Source organism: Clostridium estertheticum subsp. estertheticum (assembly GCF_001877035.1).
Lineage (GTDB): Bacteria > Bacillota > Clostridia > Clostridiales > Clostridiaceae > Clostridium_AD > Clostridium_AD estertheticum.
The window spans coordinates 3,545,039-3,569,729 of the sequence record NZ_CP015756.1 but is presented as its reverse complement, the minus strand read 5'-3'; the positions used below and the strand labels follow the sequence as shown (position 1 = coordinate 3,569,729).

The following is a 24,691-nucleotide window of genomic DNA, read 5'->3' as shown; positions in this document are numbered from 1 at the left end:
TTCAGAGGGACTCTAAATCTCCTTCTGGATTTATTATTATATCTGGAGGCGTTATTCATGATTAGTGCTCTAATGGAAGATTCTGAAAAAAAAATAAAAGACACTTTAGAAGAACTAGTTTCAATACAAAGTGATACAGGAACGTCACTAGAGAAAGACGTTGAAAAATATCTATATGATTGGTTACAAAAACTAGATTATTTTAAAAGTAATACAAATAACTCAGGAAGTTATCCACTTAAGAATGACTCATTAGAACGAGCAGTCGTATGGGGTTTAGTTAAAGGGGTTGGGAGAAAAACAGTTATTCTTCTTAATCATCATGATGTTGTAGATGCTTATGATTATCAAACTCTGAAAACTTATGCTTATCAACCTGCATTACTTAGAGAAATGCTGAAAAATGTTGAATTAGCAAAAGATGTTGAAGAGGATTTAATAAGCGGAGAATGGATTTTTGCAAGAGGAGCTGCAGACATGAAGGCAGGTATTGCAATTCAGTTGTCAATTATTGAAGAATTTTCAAAGAAGCAAAATTTTAATGGTAATATTCTGTTTATATCGGTTGCTGATGAGGAATCATTATCGCTCGGAATGAGAAGTAGTGCAGAGTTACTTAAAAAAATAAAGAATAAATTTGATTTGGAATATACTATTTTAATTGATTCAGAGCCACACCAGAAAACGGAAAATAATGAAGGTGTGTTTTATACAGGTTCTGTTGGGAAATTAATGCCTGTTGTGTATGTAAGGGGTAAAAAAACTCATATTGGTGACATTTTTCAAGGATTTAATCCGCTCCTTTTATTATCGCAAATTGCAAGTGAAACGGAACTTAATTCGGACTTCTCAGATGTTGTAGAGAATGAAGTATCACCGCCACCTTCCTGGAACTATTTTAGAGATGGAAAAAAATGTTATGATGCGTCTATACCAGATTCGGCAGGTGGATATTTTAGTGTATTAACCCTTAAGCGAACGCCAAAGGTAATACTTGAGCAATTACTTGAAATTTCTAAACAAACATTTGAAAATGTTATATGCAAAATGAATAAAAGCTACAGTAATTACCTAAATAAGAAAAATGAAAATGAACATAAACTCCCTTGGAAGACAAATGTTAAAACCTTTTCACAAATATATAATGATGCCATTGAACAATCTGGAGAAAAATTTCTCTTAGATTATAATTTAACTATTGATAAATTAAAAGTAGATATAAAAAATAACATCATTGGTATGCCCGAGAGTAATATGGCTCTAATTGGTAAAACATTAGAATATATTACAGATAAAACACCAATGGTGGTTATAGCATTTTCTCCACCTTATTATCCTCACATATCAATTAATGATTTTAAAGAATTAGATAATAATGTATCAGATATTGGCAATGCGGTAGTTCGTATTGCGAGGGAAGTGTGTTATGAAACTTATAGTAAGAGAAATTATTTCATGGGTATTTCTGATATGAGTTATTCAGCCTTGAATGAAAGTGAGAACGTCATACCACATATAGAATTTAACATGCCACTTTGGAATAATATGTATGATATTCCATTTGAAACTATAAAACAATTAAATATTCCAAGCATAAATATAGGTCCTTACGGAAAGGATCTACATAAGTTTACAGAAAGAGTTTTTACTCTTGATGTAATAAGACAAACACCAAGACTAATTAATGGTGTAATTGAGTATGTTTTAAAAAATAATTAAGAAAATATTTGATTTGGAAACAAGGGTTGGATTTTAAATTTACATGCTTACCAAAATATTAAATAAAGGGGGAATGTAGAATGAAATCAAATAACAATGAAATAAAAGAGGTACTTGATAAATCTAAAGGACTTGAACGTAGTTTATCAAGTAGACACATTCAAATGTACACACTTGGCTCAACTATAGGTACGGGCATATTTTTAGCCTCAGGTTATGTTATACACAATGCGGGACCTGGTGGCGCGGTGGTTGCATATTTGATTGGTGCATTAATTATGTATCTAATGATGTCATGTCTTGGAGAACTAACAGTGGCAATGCCAGTTTCAGGTAATGTGCAAGCTTATGCAACAGAATTTATTAGCCCAGCAATAGGATTTACGTCTGGTTGGATGAAGTGGATAAGTTGTGCGGTAACAGTTACAGCTCAATTAGTCGCTTCAGCAATTATAATGAAAAATATATTTCCTACTGTAAATTCACTAGTTTGGATTGTTGCTTTTACTATCTTATTAGTTTTACTTAATGTACTTCCAGCTCGTAATTATGGTGAAACAGAATTTTGGTTTGCGAGTGTTAAGATTATCGCTGTAGTTCTCTTTGTTATTGTAGGAATTGGAATTATGACAGGTGTTATTGGAGGGAAATCAATTGGGTTCACGAATTTTGTAAATGATGGAGGAGCATTTCCTAATGGGTTTAAAGCCATTGTTGTATGTATGTTATCTGCTATCTTTGCATTTGGTGGGTCAGATCTTATTGCAACTGCAGCAGGTGAGAGTAAAAATCCAGGAGTTGAAATGCCAAAAGCCATAAAAGGATATGTAATTTCTATAACCTTAATTTATGTGGTATGTGTTATTTTAATTGGGTGTGTTCTTCCTTGGAGAGAAGCAAATCTTGCAGGTAGTCCTTTTGCTTATATGTTTAAAAGCGCCGGAATAAGTTCAGCTGCACTTCTAGTGAATATAATTGTTGTTACCTCAGCACTCTCGTCAGCAAATGGTTTTTTATATGCAAGTACAAGGACATTATGGTCTCTTGCAAAGCATAAACAAGCACCAAAAATATTAGCAAAATTGAATAAAAATAAAGTTCCAATATATTCACTTGCTATTTCTATTGCGTTTGCATCATTTGCGATCGTTTCTAGTTTTATAGCAGCGGATACAGTTTATCTTTTCTTAATCTCTCTTCTCGCTAGCATTGATATATTCATTTATTCAATAGATTGTATATGCCAAATGAGATTTCGAAAACGTTATATATCAGAAGGGAATAAGGTTGAGGATTTAAAATATAGAACTCCATTTTATCCAGTAACTCCAATTTTAGCGCTTATATTATATGGTATAATCGTAATTGCTATGATATTTGATCCAACAGAAAAAATAGCTGTTATTACAGGAGTTCCAACAATTATTATATTATATATTTCGTTTAAATACTTTTCTAAAAAGATAGAAAACACCAATGTTTTGTAATTGGTGAAAAATAAGTTATTATAAAGTAAAAAAGTAATTTCTGTATAATACAGAAATTATTTTTTTATTTTAGATCTACTTTCTGATTTTAGCGTTCAAATATTATGAATAAAGTGTTAACAATGCTAATTATGGCAACGATTTCAATAATTATTTTTGGAAATAAAAAGCAAAAGTGCATAAATATAAGTAATGTAATTACTAGTATATAAGGGATATAACTTTAAGTTTAGCATTATTATGCAATTATGTGTATAAAGAACCAAAAAAAACTTTTATGTATGTTTATGCTATAATTTTTGTGTTATACATTATAAATTAGAACATTGTGAATATATATACAATCTATTCGTTGTTTGAAAATTGCAAGTAGCAACATATATATAATTATAGCGTAAAATGGAGGTTGATATATAAATATGGTTATAAATAAACGTGAAAGCTAATAGATACTATATATGTAGAACAATGGTATAATAAGGGGTTTTATTTATGGAATAAAAGACTTTATAATGAAGGCATCAAAAGAAATGATAGGGAGATGAAATATCATGGATTCATTTATAAATGTAACTTCGGAAATAGGAAAACTTAATAAAGTAATGTTACATAGACCAGGTAGAGAAATAGAAAATTTAACACCAGAACTTCTTGAAAGATTGCTTTTTGATGATATTCCTTATTTAGAGGTAGCCAGAAAAGAGCACGATATTTTTGCAAAGCTTTTAAAGGAAAACGATGTTGAGGTTCTTTATCTAGAAGAACTTGTTACAGAGGCTTTGGGGGATGATAAAGTAAAAAAAATATTTTTACAGCAGTTCTTACAAGAAAGCCACATTAGCAATAAAGAAATATATAAATCTCTTTATGATTATTTAATGTCAAAGCCTACTGGAGAAATGATTGATACACTTATGGCTGGAGTTAGAAAAAATGAGATAGAGGTTAAGGAAATGCATTCTCTAAGAGGATTAATAGGAAATCAGTATCCATTCTACTTAGATCCTATGCCAAATCTTTACTTTACTCGTGATCCGGGTGCTTCAATTGGAAATGGTATTACTATAAATACTATGCAAACTGAAGCAAGAAGGCGTGAAACATTGTTCCTAGAATTTATTCATGAATATCATAAATCTTTTAAAGAGAAGGAAGTACCACTTTGGTATGATAGGAATCTTCCTAATAATATAGAAGGTGGGGACGAGCTTGTATTATCTGCTACAACTCTTGCAATAGGATGTAGTCAAAGGACCTCACCTGAAGCAATAGAAGTGGTAGCAAGGAATTTATTTGCAAAACACACTTCTTTTGAAAAGGTATTAGTATTAGAAATTCCATCAAGCAGAGCATTTATGCATCTTGATACTGTATTTACTATGGTTGATTATGATAAATTTACAATACACCCAGAGATAGAAGGACCACTTAATGTTTTTGAAATTACAAAGGGTCTTAATGGGGAAATAAATATTAAACAAGAAAAAAATGTATTGCAAAATGTATTAAAATCCGCATTAAAGGTACCTTCAGTTGAATTGATAAGATGCGGTGGTGGTGATTCTATTGTAGCAGCAAGAGAACAATGGAATGATGGATCAAACACTCTAGCTATTGCACCAGGAAAGGTTATAACTTATGAACGAAATTATATCACAAATGAAATTTTATCTAAACGTGGTATAACAGTTATAACAATGCCAAGTGCTGAATTATCAAGAGGAAGAGGCGGCCCTAGATGTATGAGCATGCCACTAAATAGAGATAACTTATAATAATGATAATATGATAAAATGATAAAAGCAAATAAAAATATTAGGAGGAATTATTATGTTTAACTTAAGAAACAGAAACTTTTTAACTTTGATGGATTTTACTCCAAAGGAAATAAACTACTTTTTGGATTTAGCTGCGGATTTAAAAAAAGCTAAGTATGCAGGTACAGAGCAGCAGAACTTAAAAGGTAAAAACATCGCTCTAATATTTGAAAAAAGTTCTACAAGAACAAGATGTGCCTTCGAAGTAGGAGCACTTGACCAAGGAGCACATGTAACTTACCTTGGACCTACAGGGACTCAAATAGGTAAAAAAGAATCTGTAGCAGATACAGCGAGAGTTCTTGGAAGAATGTATGATGGAATAGAATATAGAGGATATGGTCAAGATATTGTTGAAGATTTAGCTAAATATGCAGGAGTACCTGTATGGAACGGTTTAACAACTGAGGACCATCCAACACAAATTCTTGCAGATTTTTTAACTATAAAAGAACACTTTGACAAACCATTAAGCGACATTTCATTTGTATATGCTGGTGATGGAAGAAACAATATGGCAAATGCATTGATGATAGGTGCTGCTAAAATGGGTATGGACTTTAGAATCGTGTCACCTAAGAGCTTATTCCCAGAAACAGCATTAGTTCAAAAATGTAATGAAATTGCAAAAGAAACAGGAGCAAAAATAACTATTACAGATAATGTGGATGCAGGAGTTAAAAATGCAGATGTAATATACACAGATGTATGGGTTTCTATGGGTGAAGCAGATGAGGTTTGGGCATCAAGAATAAAACTATTAAGACCATACCAAGTTAATATGGAAATGCTTAATAAGACAGGCAATAAGAATGTTAAATTTATGCATTGTCTACCAGCATTCCATGACTTAAAGACTATCGTAGGAAAAGAAATATTTGAAAAATATGGTCTTGAAGGTTTAGAAGTTACGGATGAAGTATTTGAAAGTAAACATTCTATTGTATTTGATGAAGCGGAAAATAGGATGCATACAATCAAAGCTGTTATGGTTGCTACACTTGGAAACTAGCCTAAAATAATTTACAATTATAAACTTTGGTGAGGGTAATATTATTACTCTCGCCAAATTCCAATATTGCAAGTACGGTTAGAAGGAGATTATAAAATGGCTGATAAATCTAAAAAATTAGGCGTATTTTCACTAACAGCACTAGTTATTACTTCCTCAATAGGTGCTGGTATATTTAATATATCGGGTGATTTAGCATCAGGTGCTGCTGCAGGACCTGCAATTATTGCATGGATAATTGTTGGTTTTGGCATTTTAATGTTATCGTTATCTTTTAACAATTTATTATTAAAAAAACCTGAATTAAATGGTATCTTCAGCTATGCAGAAGATGGTTTTGGAAAATTTGGAGGGTTCATTAGTGGATGGGGGTATTGGTTATCCGCATGGCTTGGTAATGTAGCATTTGCCACAATGCTAATGAGTACACTTTCATATTTCTTTCCTGTCTTTGGAAATGGTCAAAATGTTGCCTCGATTATTGGTGCAAGTATTATTATGTGGGTACTTACCTACATAGTTAATAGAGGCGTTGAGGAAGCTGCTCTTATAAATACAGTAGTTACCATATTTAAATTAATACCTATCTTTTTATTCATAGTAATAGGTATTGTAGCTTTTAAGGTAGATTTATTCACAAATCATTTTTGGGGTAACATATCTACTAATTTTAAGCTATCAGATATATTCTCACAAGTTAAAAGTTGTATGATGGTAATGATGTGGGTTTTTGTTGGTATAGAAGGAGCTTCTATGTTATCTTCTCGTGCTAATAAAAAATCTGAAGCTGGAAGAGCAACTATTCTTGGGTTAATAGGATTATTAACTATTTATATTCTTGCTTCAATGATTCCTTATGGTGTTATGAGTAAAGATCAGTTAGCGAAATTAGCTACTCCTTCAATGGCTTATATTTTAAAAGATATTGTTGGACCTTGGGGAGCTGCATTTATAAATGTAGGTTTGATAATCTCGATTTCAGGTGCATGGTTATCTTGGACGATGTTACCATCTGAAACAACTCTTTTAATGGCTCGTTCAAAATTATTACCAAAAGTGTTTGGTAAGGTAAATAAAGCTGGTGCCCCAACTTTTTCTTTAATTATCACAGCAGTATTAACTCAATTGTTTATTTTTACTTTCTTATTTACCGATAAGGCATACCAATTTGCGTATTCTCTTTGTACCGCGGCAATACTCGTATGTTACTTATTTGTTGGATTGTACCAATTTAAAATATCTTATCTAAACAGACATGAAAAAGGACAAATAAAACAAATAATAGTAGGTTTAATTACTGTGATTTTTGAAACATGGGCAATAGTAGTTTCAGGACTAAACTATACTTTACTATGCCTTATAGCTTATATTCCTGGAATTGTGTTCTTTGCCATGGCTAGAAAAGAAAATGGTGAAAAGAACTGGTTAACAAAGAGACAAGCTATATTGACTGCTTTAATTGTTATAGGAGCAATATATATCATTTCCCAATTAGCTACAAGAAAAGTTGCTATTTAAATTATTGAAAAGGAGATGATTTAATATGAACATTGCAAGTTTTGGCGTTGAAGAATGGTTAAATGTTTGGGAAAATGATGCTATTTATGATATAGCAGGAAGTTCCATTGCATCATTTTCATTAGAAGAAATAATATCTATAGATGGTACAACTCCAAAGGAATTTTTTGATGGACTATTAAAAACAAAAATGAACTATGGATGGATAGAAGGTTCTCCAGACTTTAAAAAAGAAGTTAGTAAACTATATAAAAATGTTCCACCTGAAAATATTTTGCAAACAAATGGAGCAACTGGTGCAAATCTTTTAGCATTATACTCATTAATCGAGCCCGGTGATCATGTAATTTCGATGCATCCTAGTTATCAGCAATTATATGATATTCCGAAATCTTTTGGTGCCGAAGTAGACTTCTGGGAAATTTATGAAGAAAATGATTGGTTACCAAAGCTTAATGAACTAAAAAAATTAATACGTCCAAATACAAAATTAATTTGTTTAAATAATGCAAACAATCCTACTGGAACTATATTTGATGATGACTTTCTAAAAGAAATAGTAAAAATTGCGAGTAATGTTGGTGCTTATATCTTAGTTGATGAAGTATATAAACCTTTAGACTCCTCAATTGTTGTTTCTTCAATAGTAGACTTGTACGATAAAGGAATTTCGACTAACAGCTTATCAAAAACATATTCAGTTCCAGGAATACGTGTTGGTTGGATTGCTAGCAATACAGAACTCGCAGATTCATTTAGAAAATATCGGGACTATACTATGATTTGTGCAGGCGTTTTTGATGATTATCTAGCTGTTCATGTATTAAAAAATAAGGAATTAGTCTACGATAGAAATAAAAAAATTGTTCATACGAATTTAGAGATTGTTAAGGAATGGGTTAAAAATGAGCCGCGTGTTTCATTAGTATTCCCGAAATATGTTTCTACATCATTTATTAAATTAGATATACCTATTGATGTTGAGCAATTTTGTATAGATATTTTAAAAGAAAAAGGGGTCCTTTTAGTACCTGGCAATCGTTTTGATGTTCCGGGACATGCTAGATTAGGTTACTGTACACATACAGAAATATTAAAAAATGGATTAAAAGAGTTATCTGCTTATTTAAGAAAGTTTGATAAATAATCTAATCTGAAATGATTTTTTATGAAGATAATATTTTAGGTTAGGTATGAAAGGAGAGATTAATATGTCAAGAATAGTAATTGCACTTGGGGGGAATGCCCTTCAAGCAAATCCGAAAGATACTACAGCAGAAGCTCAGTTAATAACAGCTGGGCAAACTTCAGAGACTATTGTAGATTTAATTGAAGAAGGTCATGAGGTTATTATTGCTCATGGTAATGGACCTCAAGTAGGTCAACTTGTAGCTACGTATGAGGCCGCAGCTTCTATAAATGAAAATAGTCCAGTAATGCCATTTCCTGAATGCGGTGCTATGAGTCAAGGATATATAGGATATCATTTACAACAAAGCATTAGGGCAGAGATGAGAAAAAGAGGAATAAATAAAGAAGTTGCTACCGTAATTACTCAAGTAATAGTAGATGCAAATGACCCTGGATTTAAGAACCCAACTAAGCCAGTAGGTTCTTTCTTTACACAGGAGCAGGCTAATAAATTAATGACTGAAAAAGGATATACAATGAAGGAAGATTCTAATAGAGGGTGGAGACGAGTTGTGGCATCTCCATTACCAATTGATATAGTTGAAAAACCTATTATTAAGACATTAGTTGATGCTGGACATATTGTTATAACTGTTGGTGGGGGCGGTATACCTGTAATTGATATGGGTAATGGTAACCTTAAGGGAGTACCAGCTGTAATAGACAAAGATTTTGCTTCTTGTAAAATAGCGGAATTAATAAATGCTGATCTTCTTGTTGTGCTTACAGCAGTTGAGCAAGTTGCTATTAACTTTGGCAAACCAAATCAAAAGAACCTTTCAAAAATAACAGTAGAAGAAGCTAAAACTTATATGAAAGAAGGACAATTTGCTCCTGGTTCCATGCTTCCAAAAATAAAAGCTGCTCTTATATTCGTCGAAGCAAAAGAGGGTAGAAAAGCAATTATAACATCTCTTGAAAAAGCTAAGGATGCAATAAGAGAAGTAGCGGGTACAATAATAACAAAATAGATTAGAATTAAATTATAAGATTATATTTATATATAATTTCATCCTATTGAATGGAATCAACTAAAAAACAGTTGAAAATCCATTTAATGGGATGATTTTTTTTGTGTAATCAAATAAAAAATAATTATTTTACTAAAACTATTGAAATTTTACTAAAACAATGATAACCTATACATATAGAGAAACACGAAAACTATTTATTATAGGGAGGAATTCAATTATGATTAATAAATTAAAAGATATGTTTAAGAGGGTTTATAAATGCGAGGCTGAAAAGGTTTTTTTCGCTCCAGGTAGAGTAAATTTAATAGGAGAGCATACAGATTATAACGGCGGTAATGTTTTTCCATGTGCAATAACTTTTGGTACTTATGCACTAATTAAAAAGCGAACTGATAAAAAGATAAGATTTTATTCAGAGAATTTTGAAGAATTAGGAATAATGGAAATAAATATAGATGACATGAAATACAACAAAGAGCACGATTGGGCAAATTATCCTAAGGGAGTAATTTGGGTTTTTGAAAATAACGGTATGAAAATAGATAGTGGATTTGATATATTATTTTACGGAAATATACCAAATGGCGCAGGATTATCTTCTTCAGCATCTATTGAGGTAGTTACAGGGGTTGTTTTAAAGGATTTATATAATTTTGACCTTAGTATGATAGATATCGTTAAGTATAGTCAAAAGGCGGAAAATGAATATGTAGGTGTAAATTGTGGTATTATGGATCAATTTGCTATAGGTATGGGTAAAAAAGATAAAGCAATACTATTAGATACAAATACATTAAAATATCAATATTCAAGCATTAAGCTTGACGGAGCATCTATAGTAATATCAAACACGAATAAAAGAAGAGGTCTTGCTGATTCTAAATATAATGAAAGAAGATCAGAATGTGAAACTGCTCTTAAAGATTTACAAAGTGAACTTAAAATTAATGCTCTTTGTGAAATAAATGAAGATGTATTTGAAAAAAACAGACATCTTATAAAAAATGAAGTATGTGCGAGACGTGCAAAACATGCCATTTATGAAAATCAAAGAACCTTAAAAGCTGTAAAAGCACTTGAAAATAAAGATATAAAATTATTTGGTGAGTTAATGAACAAGTCGCATATATCATTAAGAGATGATTATGAAGTTACAGGAATAGAACTCGATACTTTAGTTGAAATTGCATGGAAAATGCCAGGTGTAATTGGGTCAAGAATGACAGGAGCTGGTTTTGGTGGATGCACAGTAAGTATAGTTAAAGATGAGTTTGTAGATGATTTCATTAAAAATGTTGGGGAAGAATATAAGAATAAAATAGGATACGAAGCAATCTTTTATGTAGCTCAAATAGGTGATGGTGCAAGAAAACTATAACAGCTTCGAGGAAGATGACTTGCAGCTTCGCAGAAGATGAACAGCACCGAAGGTGATGAAAGCAGCTTCGCAGAAGATGAAACAGCACCGTAGGTGATGAACAGCATCAAAGATGATGAAACTACTAGGAGATGATAACATGGCAGTAAATATTTCAAGTGAGGTCCAAAAGTTGCTTTATTATGCAATAAATAAGCATTTAATAGCTCAAGAGGATTTAATATATACAAAAAACAGACTTCTAGAAACTTTATCTTTAGATGAGATTAAGGAAGAAAACATTGAAGATAAAGAATATGAAGTTCAACAAGTTTTGGATAATATAAATTTGTGGGCGTGCGACAATAAAGTAATAAACGATGATGGCATAATTGCTAGGGATTTATTTGACACAAAAATAATGGCTTGTTTAATAGGCAGGCCATCAGAAATAATAAAAGAATTTAAAAGGCTTTATAAGGAAAGTCCCCAAAAAGCAACGGATTATTTTTATAAATTAAGTATAAGTTCAAATTATATACGATGGGAAAGAGTACAAAAGGATTTAAAATGGAAAGTAGCAACAAGTTATGGAGATATAGATATTACTATTAATTTATCTAAACCTGAAAAGGATCCAAAAGAAATTGCCAGAGCTAAAAATTTAAAATCAAGTGCTTACCCTTCTTGTTTACTTTGCAAAGAAAATGAGGGGTATGCAGGTAGAATAAATCATCCAGCTAGAGGAAATCATAGGCTTATACCTGTTATATTAGATAAAGATAAATGGTTTTTACAATACTCTCCTTATGTTTATTACAATGAACATTGTATAATATTAAATGGTGAACATGTGCCAATGAAAATATGCAAGGAAACATTTAAAAGGTTACTAGATTTTGTGGAGCAATATCCACACTATTTCGTAGGGTCTAATGCAGATCTTCCTATAGTTGGAGGATCAATATTAAGTCATGATCATTTCCAAGGTGGAAACTATGAATTTGCTATGGCAAAGGCACCTATAGAGGAAGAATTTAATATTAAAGGATACAAGGGAGTAACAATTGGTAGAGTTAATTGGCCTATGAGTGTTGTTAGAATAAATGGTAAAGATAAGGAAACACTTGTAAAACTTGCAGATCACATTTTGAAAGTTTGGAAGAATTATTCTGATGAGAGTGTTTCCATAAGTGCATTTACGGGTGAGGCTGCTCATAACGCAATAACCCCTATAGCCAGAAGAAGAGGAGAATCATACGAGATAGATTTAGTTCTAAGAAATAATAGAATATCAGCTCAGTATCCAGATGGAATTTTTCATCCTCATAAAGAGTTACATAACATAAAGAAAGAAAATATTGGACTCATCGAAGTTATGGGACTTGCAGTTTTACCTGCAAGATTAAAAACAGAGATAAAAGAGCTAAGTTATTATTTAGTAAATAATAAAGATAAAAATATATTTATGGAACTAGACAATAAAGAAGACCTTATAAAACATAAAGAATGGGCAATAAAGCTCACTCAAAAATATTCGGATATTAATGAAAAAAATGTTGATGAAATATTAAAAAAAGAAATAGGTATTGTATTTTCAAAGGTTCTAGAACAGGCTGGAGTATTTAAAACAGATGTTAAAGGAAAACAAGCTTTTAATACATTTATTAATAGTTTATAGAGAAATGGTTTTAAACATTTCAAAAGGCAAGTGAGTGTGAAATTAATGGTAACAATAAAAGATATAGCAAACAGCGCTGGAGTATCAATTGCTACTGTATCCAGGGTATTAAACTTTGATGAAAAATTAAATGTAACGGATATTACAAAACAAAGGATATTTCAAGTTGCTGAGGAATTAAACTATGTTAAAAAAAATGATAAAAATATTAAGAAAAGTACGTTTAAGGTAGCTATAGCAAATTGGTACACTGAAAAAGAGGAGGTACTAGATCCATATTATTTATCTATAAGACTAGCTGTAGAGAAAAAATGCGCTAGTGAAAATATAGAAGTGGTAAAATTATCACCGCTTTTTAATATAGGCTTAAAAGAAGTGGATGGAATTATAGCTATTGGCAAATTTGGGATTAGGGAACTGGAAAAGCTAAAAACAGTATCAGAGAATATAGTATTTGTTGACTCATCACCACAAAGTGATGTTTATGATTCCGTAGTATGTGATCTAAAGTATGCAACTATTAACATATTAAATTATTTAGAAAAGCTCGGACATAAAAATATTGGCTTTATTAGTGGAATAGAATACATTAATGATGGCAAAGATATTTTTGTGGATAGGCGTGAGAGAACATATAAAGAAGAAATGCGGCTTAGAGGAATAGATTACAAAACTAATTTGTATATAGGTAAATTTACACCACAAAGTGGTTATGAGCTAATGAAAAAGGCATTACAAGATAAAAATGATATAACTGCTTATATAGTAGCTAATGATTCTATGGCAATAGGAGCTTATAGAGCTATAAGTGAAGCTAGCCTAAGAATACCAGAAGATATAAGTGTAATATCATATAATGATAATATAACATCACAGTTTATAGTACCTCCATTAACTACAGTGAAAATATATATGGAGTTTATGGGAGAAACTGCTGTAGAGTTAATAATTGAGCAGTTAAAAGAGGAAAGAGAAATACCTAAAAAAGTAGTTATACCAACGAAAATTATAAAAAGAGGTAGTTGCTCACAAGTTAAAACAAATTCATAGAGTAGTTTACTTTAAATAAACCGTACCCTCCAAATAAATTAGGGTACGGCTTATTGTATATATAGTTTGATTATTCTTCTTTTAATGTTTTTATAATTTCATTAAGGGTGTCTTCTTCACCCACACCAGTTAGCAGGGATATACCTGCTATTATATGAACATTTATTTCTGATACATCAAATGTACCTGTAGTTACTAATAAATCATAATCTGGGACTATTGACTGAACATCTGTAAGTTTACAGGGAGTTATAATTACATCTATACCTTCCTTTTCACAAATTTCTTTAATTTTAACTGAAACTACCGTTGAGGTTGCTATTCCAGTTCCACAAGCTACTAATATTTTTTTCATTTTAAATTCCTCCTAGGTTATGATAATTTTTTATTATTAATTAAATATGGTTTTAATGTATTTAAAACTTCCTCAATTGAGGAAGCATTAACAAGTAATTTTAATGCTTCGGGATTTTTAATAAGCTTAACTATTCTTTGTAACATTTCAATATGACCGTGAGGTTCCTTTAGAGCTAGCATTATAATAATTTGTACATTTAGTTTAATATTACTGTCCCCCATAGATCTAAATTCTACTGGACTTTTAAGGATACCTATAGATAGGGCTGCCTTATTTACTAAAGTATGAGTTGCATGAGGTATAGCTATTTTAATATCTACGCAGGGTAGAGCGGTAGGATACTTTTTTTCCCTTTCGATAATAGCTATTTGATATTCTTTTTTTACATAACCTTTTTCATATAGCTTTGAGGATAAAAAATTTAAAGCTTCTATACTATTTGAAAATTCTAGATCCCTAAATACAAAAACGTTTTCATAACATAATTCCAAGTTCACGCCGCATCATCCTAACATAGTTTTACCGTAAAGGTATACATGATATAATTTAATCTACAAATCAATTATATAGTAAAAATAAATCTATAACAAGCAATTTTATTAAAATAATTAGTACAAATATAACCTAATTATTACATAAAATTCATTTTTTAAAATTAAGATGCAATTTATAGTTAATTTATAGACTTTTATGTAAAATAACTAGGATAAATTTTTGATTTAAGAGTTACTAGAGAGGGAAAAACTGATATGTTTAGTAGATTAATTAAAAAATAAGCAATAATCAAAGAAATCATTATTGCTCATTTATATTATCTAGCTTACTGTAGTAGAGCAAGGCTCTAAAACAACAATTTTGTTTCCTAATTTCTGATTTTTCCAATTAAATACCACACATGAATCTAATTTAGGATCATACATATTAACAGCTTCATCCTTTAGAAACATTTTAAGATTAAATGCTGTATATATGAAAGCTGCTTTTTTCTTATTAACGCTTGTGTATTTTCTCATATTAATTAATCCTGAAGCTGTACCAGCTAGATGAAATGATGGATCATAAAGACTATTACGACTATCAGATACAATTAATTTTACGTTTTGTCTAAGTTTTGACATAAGCTGTCTTATGAGACTCATACCACGTCCTTGAGGAAGGTCTATATCTGTTATTCCAAAACTTAAACTCTCACAAACTTTACTCCATAATTCCCTATCACATTCTTTATCAATTTCTAAACAATCACCAAGGGTTATAGATTCAAGATATCGAAGATCATGGAAAACGTTGCAATCTTCTATAAGATCACAAAAATCAATTATAACAGGCTTATCTTCAGTTATAATAATATTATCTCCTTGAAAATCTCCATGTGCGTATGCAGTAAGGCAAGTTACAGTTAAATCACCCCAAACATTTTCATTGTTAAAATAATAATAGGGGTTAGGGAGTATAACGTCAGTTCCATCTAAAGATATCCACTTTATGTTTTTATCTACCCCAATTGATTTAAAAGCTTGTACATATTTATCGTCCATGTATCTATATGAAAGTTCATTTTTAATTATTTCCATTGGAGAAATGAATTTTTTTACATGTTCTTTATTCCAAGTAAATAAAAATTTAGTTATTGACGAGATTATACTATCTTTAAGTTCATCTTCATTTAAAATTTTGTCCAAAAATGTCTCACTATTGTATATATCATCTCCTGCTAAGTCATATAAGTTAACATATAATATAGCTTTGTTTTTGTCTTGAATTTTATAACTAGCTATAAGTTTGGCAATATACTTTTGCATATTGTTAGTTGATGCTAATTCATAGGCTTTTTGAAATACCTTTCCTTCATTACTTTTAGTTACCTTTAAAATACCTACACGATTTGCGGGTCCATATTCAACCATAAATACTCCAGCCTCAGAACGACCACTTTTGAATGTTTTTAATACTTGAAAAGGAGCAGTTTTATCTTTTGTTTCTTCACCTATTTTATTTATTTGATTTATTACATCTACAATCTTCATATATTATCTTTAGCTTGTAAGGTACTTTAGTACCAAAAGTACTATACTTGCTAAATTAATCACTTCCTTTTTTATATACTTTTATATATATGTTGTTTTCTTATATAATCTTTCTTAAATAAGACTAATTAAATATATTATATTATAATCACAAGGATTACACAATTGATTAAGCAAAATTAACTACACTAATATTTTCAGCTGGTTATCTTACAGAATTGTAAGATTTATAATGACGAAGAACCCCTTAATTATAAAGGGTTCTTAAATTTTCGTCAAAAATTCGTCATAAAAAAAAATTAAAAGATATTTTCGATTAATTCTTTTGCTTTATTTAGCATGTCATTATTAACATGTGAGTAAGTTTTTATTGTTAGTTGTACACTGTGTCCTAATATACTAGCAGCTGTTTTATAATCCATTCCATTCGCAATGAGTTTAGTAGCATACGTATGTCTTAGTTCATGTATTGTGATATTAAATCCATTACGTTTTAGAGATTTATCAAGTGCAGCAATGACATTATCTTTATTTTCAAATTCAAATATTCTATTATTTAATTGTATTACATTTTTATGTGCTAATAATTCCTTACAAATTGATTTTGAAATAGGAATACTTCTATAAGAATTATTACTTTTTAATGTTCCGAAATCAAATTTCCCGTTTTCATCTTTTTTCCATTGACGCTCTACATTAATAATATTATCTACACTGTTAATATCATTCCATTTAAGACCCAACACCTCACCAATTCTCATACCTGTTTTGGCAGCTATAAATACTAATAAAAAGTATTTGCTATCTTTATAAACATTCAATAAATTGCTGACTTCATCTTCCGTAAGTGCTTTTTTATTAATTTCTTTTGATTTATTCACTCTAATATTTTTAGTTGGAATAGCATCTATAATGCTATACTGATTTTTAGCTGCATTAAAAATAATTGTGAGTTTCTTAAGGTAGTATTTTATTGTATTCGGGTTCAAATCTTCTCCAGTAAGGGTATCAACTACCTTTTGTATATCAAGAGTAGTTATCTTAGATAACTCCATATCGTCTAAATCTGAAAATCTATTCAAGACCGTTTGAGTTGATTGAATAGTTTTGTATGCATTATATAATTTGTTATGTTTTAAATAGCTTTTTCCAAATTCATTAAATGATATACCCTCAAATTCACTAGGAACATTTAAACTAATATCTTTATTTAACTTATCTATAGTTTTTAAGGCTTCCTCTTTAGCTTGTTGTTTACCGATTCTACTTTTTTCAAATCCTTGTTTGCTTTTTTGCTTCCATTTGCCATTACTATCCTTATAGGAAACAATATATTGCCACCCACCGTCTTTCTCTCTGTAAGTAATGTTGTATTGCAATTTAATCAACTCCTTATTTTTTACGATCTCTTTGTTATTATATATTTTATAAAATTAGCTATTTCATTCTGTTCTTCTACTGAAAAGTTCTCATTTTCAAAAAGTGGAGAAATTGGGTTTAACCCATTTTCAGCAGAATCTATCGGGTTATATGACAGTGCCTTTAAAGCCATTTCAGATATTGTAGTCATAGAATTAATTGCGACCTCTACTTTTTCTTCGGAAGTAAGTAAGTCCTTAACTGATACATCAAGAGCTATTGCAATTTTTTCAAGCGTTTTTATTGAAGGATTATTGTTAGAGTTCTCAACATCACTTAATGTGCTTTTAGAAATACCAGCAGATTGAGCTAATGACCTTAAACTTAAATTCTTTTCTTTTCTTAAATTCTTAATAATAGTTCCTATCATCTCGACTCTCCTTTTACGTGTTCGATAAACCGTACTTTTATTATATCAGTTCGTTCGATAAAGTAAACTAGTAAATTAAAGAAATAATGAGAAATCGTTCGATATAATGGGCTAATCTTCTACAACGTTCGATAAAGAGGTACAAAGCGTTTTGTTTATGTTCGGTAAAGTGGTACAATTTGTTTATGGAAGCGGGGCGAAATTAAAAAATGAATAATAAAATAAGAGAATTTATAAAAGATAAAGGATTAAAGGCATCTGATGTTATTAAAGAAACTGGACTTTCCAAATCATATTTTTATGATGTTATGAATTGCAATAGTATTCCAAGTTTAACTAATGCAAGAAAGATATCTTCAACTATCGGAGTTACATTAGATGAACTTTTTCCAAATAAAAAAAAGGGGGAATAAAAAGTGGACAAACTGTTAAATAAAAAAGACTTAGCAGAAAGATGGCAAGTATCTGAGAGAACTATTGATGAATATAGACTAAGCGGAATTGTTGTTCCAATCAAGGGATTACCTTGTATTAGATTTAATTTGCAATATATAGAGAAAATTGAAGGCAACATACCTGAAAAAATAACTATAAGAGAAAAAAAACTTGAAAAAGAACTGATAGAAGTTAAAAAAGAAAGAGACTACTTAAGAACTGTATTCAATAATATTATTACTGAAAGCAACAAATGCATTGGCTACTGTAAGTAATTACAAACATTTCAATATTATAAGTTGCAATTCTAAGCAAATAACACCGCAATGGTGTACAAGCTCCAGCAGAGGTCAATAAATTTAGGGAGAGTGTATTAATGAATAATTTACAAATATTAAATGAGAATGGGAAATTAGTAGTAAGTAGTAGAGAAGTTTCAGAAAATTTTGGTAAGAGACACGATAATGTAGTTTTAAAAATAAACGCTATAATAACTAGTTGGACAAAAGATACTGCCCTTAAAAATAAGGTGAGTAAATATTTTATAGAAGATACTTATAAAGACGAAAGTGGTAAATCAAATAAACAATATTTATTATCTAGGGATGGATTTAGTTTTGTAGTAATGGGGTTTACAGGAAGGGTGGCAGATGTATGGAAAACAAAATATATTGAAGCATTTAATGAAATGGAAAGAACATTAATAAATGGACAACCTAAATTAAGCCAAGAATTGCAAGCAATATTTGTAATAGATAAGCGGAGTACAGAAACAAATTTAAGGATGGATAAGTTAGAAAATGATATGCCACTATTCAATATAGATTGTAAGGAACTACAAGCACTAGTTAGAAAAATAGGCATTAAATCATTAGGTGGATATAAAACACCTGCATACCAAGATAATTCGCTTAGAGGAAAAGTTTATGCAGATATTCAAGGACAACTTAAAAGACAATTTGGCATTACTAGATATGAAGCTATAAAAAGATCACAAATTGATAGTGCTAGAGGAATAGTAAGTGACTATATATTACCACTTTATTTACAAGATGATATTACATTATTAAATAATCAAACTACGTTAAAGGGAGTGAATATATAATGATAAACCATAAAGAATTTATCAATGAAAGTAAGCTTTCAAAATTAATGCAAGTGGATGAACGAAATATTGTAAATTTAAACGATGATGGCTTTGAATATTGTAATGGCTATTTAATAGTTGAATGCACTTATGATTTAGATATAGTTATACAAAAATTATTTAAAATAGGTGCAATCACAAATTATAGAAATTGGACACCTACATTATCAACTGAGTTAGGATTTGTAACTAAATGTGAAAATGAACTTGAAGCTATTAAAACTCCATATTTGAAAGATGTTAGATCTAAAGGAATAGTTAATATTTTCAAAATAGGTGATAAGTTTGTTAGTTATCAAAAAGAATATGTTGATATCTTTAAGAATGTTCAGTACAGAGCATCAAATGATGGAATATTGCCAAATTTAAGAATTTATGTAAATGAGGAATTTATAGGAGTAATAATGCCATTACGTGATGAGCATGATTTACTAAGTGAAATTTATGAAAATAAAAATTAAATGTAAAGAGTGTGGAACAAAAACAATAAAAAAAAGAAATACATTAAAAGCTGCTAAGAAAGTTAAAAAACTTTTAAATATGAAATATATTTGTCCAGTATGCGAATTTAGAAAGTTGGTAAATGTCCAATTAAGCAAAGGCTATTAAAATAGAAAAAGGAGAAAAAGTTATGTATAAAAGAATAGATATAGATGAACTACGCAGGCTTAGAGTTGAACGCAGATGGACTTATGGAGAATTGGCGGAATTATATCATGTAAGCGATAAAACAATTATAAATAGATGCAAAGAAAATAAGTTTACGCCTATAAAAGTCGATAGAAGTTATTCTAAAAAAACAGGCACTGAGGTGATTTAAGATGACTAATAAATCATTACGAAATTACATCAATTTATGTAAAAAACATAATATTGAAGCTACATTAAAAGGATTAAAAATATGGAGCAAAATTTGCAAATAAAAAAGACACTCGCCAAAGTGTCCAAAAGTAAAAATCCTAGTGTAATTATATCACAAAATTAATTATGAAGCATCGCAATTGACAAAAATCGCGAAGTAAATAATAAAAATCGAGAGGGGAAAATTATGAGTACAAGTAGTTTTACTATATATAAAGATTCAGTAAGTATTAATTTTAATAATAAATCAGAAGAGAAAAAAGATATGTTAGCAGATGATTGGGCACATTATAAAATTCATAATAAAGTATTGAATTTTATGAAAAAAAGAGGATTTAAAGTAAGCAAAGATCCTAGAATCGAAAAAGATTATAAATGTTTGAGTAAAGATCATAGAGCTGGACAAAAAGGCGAATTAAGATTTAAAACACATAGATATCCAGCAGGATTTGCAATTGAATTTTATCAAGAAATTAATGTAAAAAATAATAATGGTGGTTTTTATGATTTTGATAAATTTAAAATGATGCCATATTTAATAAAACTCTTATTTATTAATGAATCAAATAAAATAGCTGAATTTCTAGAAAAGTTAGGAGTGGAAAATAAAGAGAAACATGAATATAAACTAGCAGAAGATAAAATTAAACATGATTGGGTAAGTAGTTGTCATTATCCACAAAAGGACATGAATTTTAAATTATCTGATTTAGATGGTACAACCTGTGATGCTAGTTATAACAATACCGATAGAGATAAAAAGATCATTTATAACGGTCAAATAAAATACTTTAGGCATTGGGATGGCAGGTTAATGCGTGGAAAGGTATATAGAAATTTAAATAATATGTGGTGGGTAATTACAAATGATACTGAAATTAGAAATGAAGCTGACTTTAACTTATTTGATCCAACTGAGGAAGATTTTAAAATAAGACGTATAAAAAGAGGTATAAATCCTAAAAAATTAGAAGATTCAGAATCAGTTAGACAGTATTTTAAAGATAAAGGGCTTACTTATAAAGATATAACTGAGGGAGATATTTGTACTTTAGTTATGTTGTTAAATAAAAAGATAAAAGCTGCTTGCAAAAATCACACAATGTCGGTTGATACTATGAGAATGAGCTTAAAAGTAAAAAGTAAGTTCACAAGAAATGGAGAATTAATTGAGTGCTATTTATTTGTAAATAGTCATTATTTTACTCAAAGAGAATGTATTAGCTTTAATAAGGATGGGTTTATAGGATTTTGCGGATGGGCTGGGACAGGTAATGCAATCCCAATTTACAAAGCATTTTGTAATTGGTGCGACGATATGGATAAGCAACGATATGAGGCTGTATAAAATGCAAAGGTTAAACTCTACTATGTTAGGTCAAGTTGCTTATACGCTCAAACATATTGCTCATAACGAGGGTATTGAATTAGCAAAGTTAAGATACGATATCAAAGTTGAAAAATTAGTTCCTAGTGGTAAAACATGCGGTTGTTGGTATGTTGTTCAAACTGAACTAGATAGATATTTAAAAAAATGGAATGAGGTGCCAGTAAATGTTAAGTGAAAAAGAATTTAAAGATATGGAAATGAATCATGGATGCGGTTACTGGGGTATGTGCTATGAACATTCTTGTCCTTGTGCAATAGTTACCGAAAACAAAGGGTTGCAAGAAAGTATCTACGATGGATTTGTTAAAGAAAATCGTGAATTAACTGAGGAATATGAGAGGGGATATTAATGGAATATTATAAAAGATATTTAGTAACTAGAAATGATGATAAACCAATAATTATAAAAGTTGACCAAAATGAAAAAGTTAATAGGCCTAATAACATTGATGATGAAGATTGGATTACACAATATATTGAGGAAAGTTTAGGAGGTTTTAATGAATTAACAATATGTGATTTAGATGATTTGGGATATGTATATTTACATTTTGATGATTTTACAGAAAACTAGTTACTACGAAATATAAAAATATCGTGACCAAACATACAGGTTGAAAACGTACGTTTTAAAAGGGGGAAATATTAAAATGGAAAGAAGTTTTATGGTAACAAAAGAAAGCAAATATCTTCAAGATTTAAATAAAGTCATAGTATTTAGCGAACAGCAACGTGAATTTGTTAAGAAATTCTTTATTGAAGAGGAAATTGAAACGAGTGTATATATGATGGGCGGGAATGGTTTTATGAATTGTTCATTTGAAGAATACAATAAAAAAGGAATTAGACTTAGTATACAACCAAGTGAAAATGATCTAATTAAATTTTGCAAAATGTTATGCAAGCCCGACGAGAATAATTTATATGCATTTAAGAAAAGCTCTAAAATATCTAAAGAGTTTAGTCAAAAATGTGTAAATGAAAAAATTGTTATTAATTTATCGGGTCCAAGAATATCAGATTATTTTGAATCATTAGGTTGCTATGGGTGCAGCTATAGTCAATTCCCAAATGGTGAAAATTTGTATATTAAAGTTGAGAGTAAACATTTAAAAGAGACAGATGTAGTTGAGGGATTTATAGAAATAAAGTTAAGCGATTTTTATATTGCTAAAGAAAAGTTTGAATCAGAAAACCGCTGTAATGAAGTATAAAATTTTATGACTTAAATAAATACGGAGGACAAAATGAATAATGCTAAGAAATATTACTGGCTTAAGTTAAAAGAAGATTTCTTTAGGCAAAAGGAAATAAAAAAGCTAAGAAAAATTGCTGGTGGTGATACTTATACAATTATATATTTAAAAATGCAGCTGCTAAGTTTAAAAAAAGAAGGCAGATTATATTTTGAAGGTATAGAAGATAATTTTTCAGCAGAAATAGCACTAGAAATTGATGAAGAATTTGAAAATGTACAAGTTACAATAATGTATTTAGTTAAATTTGGATTATTAGAAGAATTGAATGAAAATGAGTATTTAATGAAAAATGCAACATTAAGTATAGGGAATGAAACACAAGGAGCTGAAAGGGTTAGAAGGTTCAGAGAAAAGGAAAAACTGTTACTTTGTAACGCACCAGTAACAAAATGTAACACAGAGATAAGAGAGAAGAGAAAAGAGTTAGATATAGAGTTAGAGATAGAGTTAGATAAAAAGAAGAAGCCAACAACAAAACATAGTCTTAATTTATTAATATCTGACTATACAAATAATGAAGAATTAAAGAATACAATAATTAATTTTATTGAAATGAGAAAAGCAGTTAAAGCAGCACCTACAAATAAGGCTTTAACTCTTATATTAAATAAATTAAATAAATTAGCTAATAATGATAATGACAAAATAGCAATAGTAGAACAAAGCATAATGAACAGCTGGAAAGGTATCTTTGAAATTAAGGAGGGCAAGTATGGAAGCTCTAAGCAGAATAATGAATCGAGTTCAACAGAAGACTACGACTTCTCAAAGTATACCGGATAAATACAAATGTGATAAATGCAAAGATACAAGTTGGATACAAGGAGAAAATGGCCTTAAAAGATGCCAATGTTATAAATTGGAGATTGTAAAAAGACGTTGGAAAAAGTTTGGTGTTAATCCTGATGATGTTAAATCAGTTAAAGAATATGAAGTTAATACAAGCATAAGAGTGGATGCAAGAAACAAGGCGGTTAGATACGTTAAAGAATTTGATGCCATAAAAGAACAAAGGAATAGTAGTGTAGCATTTTTAGGACAGCCAGGAGCAGGTAAAACACATTTAGCACTGGCAATAGGAAAAGCACTATTAGAAAGAAAAGATCATGTAGAAGTTATATATATGCCATATTTAGAAGCAACTAGAGAACTTAAAGCTAATGCAATGGATGAAGAAAATTATAATAAAATGCAATCTAAATATATTACATGTGAGTTATTGATAATTGATGATTTGTTCAAAGATAAAGTTAAAAAAGGAAAACTTATCGGAGAATTAAAAGAAACGGATATGAAACATATATATCCTATAGTGAATCAAAGGTACGTTAACCATAAACCAACTATTTACAATTCAGAGTGTAATGCAAATATGTTACTGGACCTAGACGAAGCACTCGGTGGCAGAATAATTGAGAGCTGCAAAGATAATATAATAATTTTTAAATACTGTAAAGAAAATAACCACAGACTAGAAGGTGTCTAAGTTTGACCAATAAAGAACTTTTAGAACTAAAAGAAATTGCATTGGAAGTAGACAAGCTAATTAGATATACATTGGAAATGAAAGTGGTAACCAGATATGGCAATGTTAAAGAGTTTAATATTCAAAAATTAAG

The 24,691-nt window shown here is 29.9% G+C and carries 28 protein-coding genes; 23 read left to right on the top strand and 5 right to left on the bottom strand.

Annotated features, from left to right (window positions below):
* Positions 1-57: 57 nt before the first annotated feature.
* The 10 genes from A7L45_RS16835 to A7L45_RS16790 all read left to right on the top strand — a co-directional run bounded on the left by A7L45_RS16835 (position 58) and on the right by A7L45_RS16790 (position 13,806).
* Complete coding sequence (locus tag A7L45_RS16835) at positions 58-1,719, top strand: M20/M25/M40 family metallo-hydrolase (RefSeq protein WP_071613866.1); 1,662 nt, start codon at positions 58-60, stop codon at positions 1,717-1,719.
* An 80-nt stretch (positions 1,720-1,799) separates the two neighbouring features.
* The gene (locus A7L45_RS16830; RefSeq protein WP_071613865.1) at positions 1,800-3,206 is read left to right on the top strand and encodes an amino acid permease; all 1,407 of its coding nucleotides are present in this window, start codon (positions 1,800-1,802) and stop codon (positions 3,204-3,206) included.
* Positions 3,207-3,757: 551 nt separating this feature from the next.
* Complete coding sequence (gene arcA, locus A7L45_RS16825) at positions 3,758-4,981, top strand: arginine deiminase (RefSeq protein ID WP_071613864.1); 1,224 nt, start codon at positions 3,758-3,760, stop codon at positions 4,979-4,981.
* Between the two features lie 55 nt (positions 4,982-5,036).
* Entirely contained in the window at positions 5,037-6,035 is a 999-nt protein-coding gene (gene argF, locus A7L45_RS16820) for an ornithine carbamoyltransferase (RefSeq protein WP_071613863.1), read from the top strand.
* Between the two features lie 96 nt (positions 6,036-6,131).
* Positions 6,132-7,553, top strand: coding sequence for an arginine-ornithine antiporter (arcD, locus tag A7L45_RS16815; RefSeq protein WP_071613862.1), 1,422 nt, complete (start codon positions 6,132-6,134; stop codon positions 7,551-7,553).
* Positions 7,554-7,578: 25 nt separating this feature from the next.
* Entirely contained in the window at positions 7,579-8,700 is a 1,122-nt protein-coding gene (locus A7L45_RS16810) for an aminotransferase (RefSeq protein WP_071613861.1), read from the top strand.
* Between the two features lie 64 nt (positions 8,701-8,764).
* A complete protein-coding gene (gene arcC, locus A7L45_RS16805) occupies positions 8,765-9,715 on the top strand; it encodes a carbamate kinase (RefSeq protein WP_071613860.1) in 951 nt (316 codons plus the stop codon).
* 220 nt (positions 9,716-9,935) lie between these two features.
* Complete coding sequence (locus A7L45_RS16800; protein WP_071613859.1) at positions 9,936-11,096, top strand: galactokinase; 1,161 nt, start codon at positions 9,936-9,938, stop codon at positions 11,094-11,096.
* Between the two features lie 115 nt (positions 11,097-11,211).
* The gene (gene galT / locus A7L45_RS16795) at positions 11,212-12,756 is read left to right on the top strand and encodes a UDP-glucose--hexose-1-phosphate uridylyltransferase (protein WP_250637449.1); all 1,545 of its coding nucleotides are present in this window, start codon (positions 11,212-11,214) and stop codon (positions 12,754-12,756) included.
* A gap of 45 nt (positions 12,757-12,801) precedes the next feature.
* Positions 12,802-13,806 carry a LacI family DNA-binding transcriptional regulator gene (locus A7L45_RS16790; RefSeq protein WP_071613857.1) on the top strand — a complete coding sequence of 335 codons (1,005 nt, stop codon included), beginning with the start codon at positions 12,802-12,804 and terminating at the stop codon, positions 13,804-13,806.
* 70 nt (positions 13,807-13,876) lie between these two features.
* On the opposite strand, the gene A7L45_RS16785 is transcribed toward A7L45_RS16790, so the two are convergent.
* The 5 genes from A7L45_RS16785 to A7L45_RS16765 form a co-directional block, all read right to left on the bottom strand.
* Positions 13,877-14,161 (bottom strand): PTS sugar transporter subunit IIB, encoded by a 285-nt coding sequence (locus A7L45_RS16785; protein ID WP_071613856.1) that lies wholly within the window; start codon positions 14,159-14,161, stop codon positions 13,877-13,879.
* 17 nt (positions 14,162-14,178) lie between these two features.
* Positions 14,179-14,661, bottom strand: a complete 483-nt coding sequence (locus A7L45_RS16780) for a PTS sugar transporter subunit IIA (RefSeq protein ID WP_071613855.1) — start codon at positions 14,659-14,661, stop codon at positions 14,179-14,181.
* A 318-nt stretch (positions 14,662-14,979) separates the two neighbouring features.
* Positions 14,980-16,191, bottom strand: a complete 1,212-nt coding sequence (locus A7L45_RS16775) for a hypothetical protein (RefSeq protein WP_071613854.1) — start codon at positions 16,189-16,191, stop codon at positions 14,980-14,982.
* A gap of 299 nt (positions 16,192-16,490) precedes the next feature.
* Positions 16,491-17,570: a site-specific integrase gene (locus A7L45_RS16770; protein ID WP_071613853.1), complete on the bottom strand. Its 1,080-nt coding sequence runs from the start codon at positions 17,568-17,570 to the stop codon at positions 16,491-16,493.
* 20 nt (positions 17,571-17,590) lie between these two features.
* Positions 17,591-17,980, bottom strand: a complete 390-nt coding sequence (locus A7L45_RS16765) for a helix-turn-helix domain-containing protein (RefSeq protein WP_071613852.1) — start codon at positions 17,978-17,980, stop codon at positions 17,591-17,593.
* Between the two features lie 209 nt (positions 17,981-18,189).
* Between A7L45_RS16765 and A7L45_RS16760 the strand changes: the two genes are divergently transcribed.
* The 13 genes from A7L45_RS16760 (at position 18,190) to A7L45_RS16705 (ending at position 24,558) form a co-directional block, all read left to right on the top strand.
* Positions 18,190-18,393 carry a helix-turn-helix transcriptional regulator gene (locus A7L45_RS16760; RefSeq protein WP_071613851.1) on the top strand — a complete coding sequence of 68 codons (204 nt, stop codon included), beginning with the start codon at positions 18,190-18,192 and terminating at the stop codon, positions 18,391-18,393.
* A gap of 3 nt (positions 18,394-18,396) precedes the next feature.
* The gene (locus A7L45_RS16755; protein ID WP_071613850.1) at positions 18,397-18,690 is read left to right on the top strand and encodes a histidine kinase; all 294 of its coding nucleotides are present in this window, start codon (positions 18,397-18,399) and stop codon (positions 18,688-18,690) included.
* Between the two features lie 101 nt (positions 18,691-18,791).
* The gene (locus A7L45_RS16750; protein WP_071613849.1) at positions 18,792-19,520 is read left to right on the top strand and encodes an ORF6C domain-containing protein; all 729 of its coding nucleotides are present in this window, start codon (positions 18,792-18,794) and stop codon (positions 19,518-19,520) included.
* On the top strand, positions 19,520-20,023 hold the full coding sequence (locus A7L45_RS16745; RefSeq protein WP_071613848.1) for a hypothetical protein: 504 nt from the start codon (positions 19,520-19,522) through the stop codon (positions 20,021-20,023). The genes A7L45_RS16750 and A7L45_RS16745 overlap by 1 nt, the downstream gene beginning before the upstream one ends.
* A complete protein-coding gene (locus tag A7L45_RS23580; RefSeq protein ID WP_207647743.1) occupies positions 20,007-20,171 on the top strand; it encodes a hypothetical protein in 165 nt (54 codons plus the stop codon). The genes A7L45_RS16745 and A7L45_RS23580 overlap by 17 nt, the downstream gene beginning before the upstream one ends.
* A 22-nt stretch (positions 20,172-20,193) precedes the next feature.
* A complete protein-coding gene (locus A7L45_RS16740) occupies positions 20,194-20,382 on the top strand; it encodes a hypothetical protein (RefSeq protein ID WP_071613847.1) in 189 nt (62 codons plus the stop codon).
* Positions 20,383-20,610: 228 nt separating this feature from the next.
* Positions 20,611-21,771, top strand: coding sequence for a hypothetical protein (locus A7L45_RS16735; protein WP_071613846.1), 1,161 nt, complete (start codon positions 20,611-20,613; stop codon positions 21,769-21,771).
* A 1-nt stretch (position 21,772) separates the two neighbouring features.
* A complete protein-coding gene (locus A7L45_RS16730) occupies positions 21,773-21,988 on the top strand; it encodes a hypothetical protein (RefSeq protein ID WP_071613845.1) in 216 nt (71 codons plus the stop codon).
* Positions 21,978-22,163, top strand: a complete 186-nt coding sequence (locus A7L45_RS16725; protein WP_071613844.1) for a hypothetical protein — start codon at positions 21,978-21,980, stop codon at positions 22,161-22,163. The genes A7L45_RS16730 and A7L45_RS16725 overlap by 11 nt, the downstream gene beginning before the upstream one ends.
* Complete coding sequence (locus A7L45_RS16720; RefSeq protein WP_071613843.1) at positions 22,163-22,387, top strand: hypothetical protein; 225 nt, start codon at positions 22,163-22,165, stop codon at positions 22,385-22,387. Before A7L45_RS16725 ends, A7L45_RS16720 begins: the two co-directional genes overlap by 1 nt.
* Before the next feature lie 76 nt (positions 22,388-22,463).
* On the top strand, positions 22,464-23,027 hold the full coding sequence (locus tag A7L45_RS16715; RefSeq protein WP_071613842.1) for a hypothetical protein: 564 nt from the start codon (positions 22,464-22,466) through the stop codon (positions 23,025-23,027).
* Between the two features lie 33 nt (positions 23,028-23,060).
* A complete protein-coding gene (locus A7L45_RS16710; protein WP_071613841.1) occupies positions 23,061-23,855 on the top strand; it encodes a phage replisome organizer N-terminal domain-containing protein in 795 nt (264 codons plus the stop codon).
* Positions 23,785-24,558, top strand: a complete 774-nt coding sequence (locus A7L45_RS16705) for an ATP-binding protein (protein WP_152025085.1) — start codon at positions 23,785-23,787, stop codon at positions 24,556-24,558. Before A7L45_RS16710 ends, A7L45_RS16705 begins: the two co-directional genes overlap by 71 nt.
* Positions 24,559-24,691: the final 133 nt, after the last annotated feature.

Bases quoted from the DNA above. Each gene is read 5' to 3' on its own strand.
- A7L45_RS16835 (WP_071613866.1), top strand. From the start codon at position 58: ATGATTAGTGCTCTAATGGAAGATTCTGAAAAAAAAATAAAAGACACT.
- A7L45_RS16830 (WP_071613865.1), top strand. From the start codon at position 1,800: ATGAAATCAAATAACAATGAAATAAAAGAGGTACTTGATAAATCTAAA.
- arcA (WP_071613864.1), top strand. From the start codon at position 3,758: ATGGATTCATTTATAAATGTAACTTCGGAAATAGGAAAACTTAATAAA.
- argF (WP_071613863.1), top strand. From the start codon at position 5,037: ATGTTTAACTTAAGAAACAGAAACTTTTTAACTTTGATGGATTTTACT.
- arcD (WP_071613862.1), top strand. From the start codon at position 6,132: ATGGCTGATAAATCTAAAAAATTAGGCGTATTTTCACTAACAGCACTA.
- A7L45_RS16810 (WP_071613861.1), top strand. From the start codon at position 7,579: ATGAACATTGCAAGTTTTGGCGTTGAAGAATGGTTAAATGTTTGGGAA.
- arcC (WP_071613860.1), top strand. From the start codon at position 8,765: ATGTCAAGAATAGTAATTGCACTTGGGGGGAATGCCCTTCAAGCAAAT.
- A7L45_RS16800 (WP_071613859.1), top strand. From the start codon at position 9,936: ATGATTAATAAATTAAAAGATATGTTTAAGAGGGTTTATAAATGCGAG.
- galT (WP_250637449.1), top strand. From the start codon at position 11,212: ATGAAACTACTAGGAGATGATAACATGGCAGTAAATATTTCAAGTGAG.
- A7L45_RS16790 (WP_071613857.1), top strand. From the start codon at position 12,802: ATGGTAACAATAAAAGATATAGCAAACAGCGCTGGAGTATCAATTGCT.
- A7L45_RS16785 (WP_071613856.1), bottom strand. From the start codon at position 14,161: ATGAAAAAAATATTAGTAGCTTGTGGAACTGGAATAGCAACCTCAACG.
- A7L45_RS16775 (WP_071613854.1), bottom strand. From the start codon at position 16,191: ATGAAGATTGTAGATGTAATAAATCAAATAAATAAAATAGGTGAAGAA.
- A7L45_RS16765 (WP_071613852.1), bottom strand. From the start codon at position 17,980: ATGATAGGAACTATTATTAAGAATTTAAGAAAAGAAAAGAATTTAAGT.
- A7L45_RS16760 (WP_071613851.1), top strand. From the start codon at position 18,190: ATGAATAATAAAATAAGAGAATTTATAAAAGATAAAGGATTAAAGGCA.
- A7L45_RS16750 (WP_071613849.1), top strand. From the start codon at position 18,792: ATGAATAATTTACAAATATTAAATGAGAATGGGAAATTAGTAGTAAGT.
- A7L45_RS16745 (WP_071613848.1), top strand. From the start codon at position 19,520: ATGATAAACCATAAAGAATTTATCAATGAAAGTAAGCTTTCAAAATTA.
- A7L45_RS23580 (WP_207647743.1), top strand. From the start codon at position 20,007: ATGAAAATAAAAATTAAATGTAAAGAGTGTGGAACAAAAACAATAAAA.
- A7L45_RS16740 (WP_071613847.1), top strand. From the start codon at position 20,194: ATGTATAAAAGAATAGATATAGATGAACTACGCAGGCTTAGAGTTGAA.
- A7L45_RS16735 (WP_071613846.1), top strand. From the start codon at position 20,611: ATGAGTACAAGTAGTTTTACTATATATAAAGATTCAGTAAGTATTAAT.
- A7L45_RS16730 (WP_071613845.1), top strand. From the start codon at position 21,773: ATGCAAAGGTTAAACTCTACTATGTTAGGTCAAGTTGCTTATACGCTC.
- A7L45_RS16725 (WP_071613844.1), top strand. From the start codon at position 21,978: ATGTTAAGTGAAAAAGAATTTAAAGATATGGAAATGAATCATGGATGC.
- A7L45_RS16720 (WP_071613843.1), top strand. From the start codon at position 22,163: ATGGAATATTATAAAAGATATTTAGTAACTAGAAATGATGATAAACCA.
- A7L45_RS16715 (WP_071613842.1), top strand. From the start codon at position 22,464: ATGGAAAGAAGTTTTATGGTAACAAAAGAAAGCAAATATCTTCAAGAT.
- A7L45_RS16710 (WP_071613841.1), top strand. From the start codon at position 23,061: ATGAATAATGCTAAGAAATATTACTGGCTTAAGTTAAAAGAAGATTTC.
- A7L45_RS16705 (WP_152025085.1), top strand. From the start codon at position 23,785: ATGGAAGCTCTAAGCAGAATAATGAATCGAGTTCAACAGAAGACTACG.